This window comes from Mesorhizobium sp. M7A.F.Ca.CA.002.04.1.1 (genome assembly GCF_004022805.1).
GTDB lineage: Bacteria > Pseudomonadota > Alphaproteobacteria > Rhizobiales > Rhizobiaceae > Mesorhizobium > Mesorhizobium ciceri.
The window spans coordinates 1-2,716 of the sequence record NZ_RZPL01000739.1; the positions used below are offsets into that span (position 1 = coordinate 1).

The 2,716-nt window shown below is 63.4% G+C and carries 4 protein-coding genes and 1 riboswitch; all 4 genes read left to right on the forward strand.

Annotated features, from left to right (window positions below):
* Positions 1-204: 204 nt before the first annotated feature.
* Positions 205-385, reverse strand: a riboswitch (cobalamin riboswitch).
* Positions 386-506: 121 nt separating this feature from the next.
* Positions 507-1,433, forward strand: coding sequence for a histone deacetylase family protein (locus ENZ75_RS27660; RefSeq protein ID WP_063167671.1), 927 nt, complete (start codon positions 507-509; stop codon positions 1,431-1,433).
* A gap of 3 nt (positions 1,434-1,436) precedes the next feature.
* Positions 1,437-1,688 carry an exodeoxyribonuclease VII small subunit gene (locus ENZ75_RS27665; RefSeq protein WP_013532792.1) on the forward strand — a complete coding sequence of 84 codons (252 nt, stop codon included), beginning with the start codon at positions 1,437-1,439 and terminating at the stop codon, positions 1,686-1,688.
* Positions 1,689-1,798: 110 nt separating this feature from the next.
* The gene (locus tag ENZ75_RS27670; protein ID WP_013532791.1) at positions 1,799-2,065 is read left to right on the forward strand and encodes a DUF2277 domain-containing protein; all 267 of its coding nucleotides are present in this window, start codon (positions 1,799-1,801) and stop codon (positions 2,063-2,065) included.
* 39 nt (positions 2,066-2,104) lie between these two features.
* On the forward strand, positions 2,105-2,716 hold a 612-nt coding region (locus ENZ75_RS27675; protein WP_164888047.1), incomplete at its 3' end, for a pirin family protein.

Consider the following 2,716-nt stretch of genomic DNA (forward strand, 5'->3'; position numbering starts at 1 on the left):
GGAAATGGCTGCGCACGTCGCGCCGCGTGAACATGGCGCGATAGACCGCATCGCGCGCATTCTGGTCGAATCCATCGTCAATGGCAGCGGTCATATGTTCCGGCATCGCTTGTCCCCTTGCGATTGCAGATTCAAAACGGTCAGAGCGTACTTTGTGCGTCCAAATGGACGCACGTCGCTCTGATGCCACCCGCCCGACCATGCGGATGACGATGCCTGCCAGGCCGGTCTTCTGGCTTGGGATCAACCCGCGTCCGGTGCCTTCCCGTCATCGACAGTGGCATTTACCGGCGCGGTCCCCCTCACAGCGTTGGGCACGCCACGGAATTCAACCGTGTTCCCGATTCTCCCGCTTGCGGCGGGCACCAGGCAGTGCCAAGGACTTTACGCCGAAGCGCCGGCGAGGCCAATGCCTGCGGCGACACGAATGGACGCAGGCGCGATTTTCCCCAGTCATCGGCCGCCCGTGCATGGCCTTTGTCGATCCGGGTCACTAGATTAGGACGATGACCACCCGTCTCTACACGCATCCGATCTTCCTCGAGCATCTCACGCCGCCCGGACATCCCGAGCGGCCCGACCGCCTGCGTGCCATCGAGCGCGTGCTCGACGAGGAAGCCTTTGCCGGGCTCGATCGTATCCAGGCGCCGGAAGGCGACGAGGCCACCATCCTCTACGCGCATCCCGCCGATTTCGTCGCCCGCGTGCGCGCCGCCATTCCCGACGAGGGGATTGCCCGCATCGATGCCGACACCACTGCCAGTCCGAAGAGCTGGCAAGCGGCGATCACCGCGATCGGCGCCGCCAACGCCGCCGTCGATGATGTCTTTTCGGGCCGCGCCGACAACGTCTTCGTCGCCGCCCGGCCGCCCGGCCATCATGCCGAAAAGACCACGGCCATGGGCTTCTGCCTGTTCAACACGGCGGCGATCGCGGCGCGTTATGCGCAGAAGAAACACGGTGTCGAGCGCGTTGCCATCGTCGACTGGGACGTGCATCACGGCAATGGCACGCAGGATATTTTCTGGGACGATCCCTCGGTGCTCTATTGCTCGACACACCAGATGCCGCTTTATCCCGGCACCGGAGCGAAGACCGAAACGGGCGCCGGCAACATCGTCAACGCACCGCTGGCGCCGCAGACCGGCAGCGAAGTGTTTCGCGATGCCTTCCTGTCGCGCGTCCTGCCCGCGCTCGACAATTTCGCGCCCGACCTGATCATCATTTCGGCCGGGTTCGACGCGCACCACCGCGATCCGCTGGCCGAGATCAATCTGACCGAGGATGATTTCGATTGGGCGACCGGCCAGCTGATGCAGCGCGCGGCACGCCACAGCGGCAACCGGCTCGTCAGCCTGCTCGAGGGCGGCTACGATCTGCAGGGATTGGCATTTTCGGTCGCCGCCCATGTCGGGCGACTGATGAAAGGATGAACGATGGCTGGTGAGACCAACGAAGACGTCAAGGCGATGAGCTTCGAGCAGGCACTCGATGCGCTGGAGAAGATCGTCGATGATCTGGAGCGTGGCGACGTGCCGCTCGACCAGTCGATCAGGATCTATGAACGTGGCGAGGCGCTGAAGGCGCATTGCGACCGGCTGCTGAAGGCCGCCGAGGACAAGGTCGAGAAGATCAGGCTGTCGCGCGACGGCAAGCCGGTTGGAACGGAGCCGCTCGACGCGGATTGAGGCCGGTCCGAACGATGGCCTCGCCTCACCGGTTTTTGGACATGATCATGATCGAGGATATAACTCGTTGCGATTGAAACAGCTCAAGGACAAGAGGAGATACGGAAGCGATGTGCAGAAACATCAAGACCCTGTTCAATTTTGATCCGCCGGCAACCAATGACGAGGTGCGCGACGCGGCCCTTCAGTTCGTCCGCAAGCTGAGCGGAACGACGCGACCCTCGAAGCAGAACCAGCACGCCTTCGATCATGCCGTCGACGCCATCGCGGCCTCGGCGCGCGAACTGCTCGATTCCCTGGAAACCCATCAGCATCCGCGCAATCGCGAAGAGGTGGCGGCCAAGCTGCGGGCAAAGGCGGCCATCCGCTTTGCCTGATGCGGCCAGGCGGCCTTCGACCACCGACAAGGAGAGTCCATGAGCTTCTTCCCCGGGAAAGACCCTGAGGTGGGCGATGCGTTCGCCAGCGATCAGATCGAATTGATGGTCATTCCGAACGCCAAGGACATCGGTGGTTTTCAGGTGCGCCGTGCCCTGCCAACGGCAAAAAGGCGGTTGGTCGGTCCGTTCATCTTCTTCGACCGCATGGGTCCCGCGATCCTGCGGGCCGGCCAGGCGCTGGACGTCCGTCCGCATCCGCATATCGGACTGTCGACGGTCACCTATCTGTTCGACGGCAAGATCCGGCACCGCGACTCCCTCGGCACCGAAATGGTCATTCAGCCCGGCGACGTGAATTTGATGACCGCCGGCCGCGGCATCGTCCATTCGGAGCGTACGCCGGAGGAACTGCGTGGCGCGCCGATGTCGGTATCCGGCCTGCAGACATGGCTGGCGCTGCCGGACGACAAGGAAGAGGTGGCTCCTGTGTTCGAGAACACAGGAGCGCTCAGGCTTCCCGAGATTGATGCCGAAGGCGTCAACGGGCGCCTCATCATCGGCGATTTCCAAGGATTACGGTCCCCGGTCAGGGCCGATTCGGAGACGCTCTACGCCGACCTGCGCCTGGCGCCCGGCGCCAGCGTGAAA

Bases quoted from the DNA above. Each gene is read 5' to 3' on its own strand.
- ENZ75_RS27660 (WP_063167671.1), top strand. From the start codon at position 507: ATGACCACCCGTCTCTACACGCATCCGATCTTCCTCGAGCATCTCACG.
- ENZ75_RS27665 (WP_013532792.1), top strand. From the start codon at position 1,437: ATGGCTGGTGAGACCAACGAAGACGTCAAGGCGATGAGCTTCGAGCAG.
- ENZ75_RS27670 (WP_013532791.1), top strand. From the start codon at position 1,799: ATGTGCAGAAACATCAAGACCCTGTTCAATTTTGATCCGCCGGCAACC.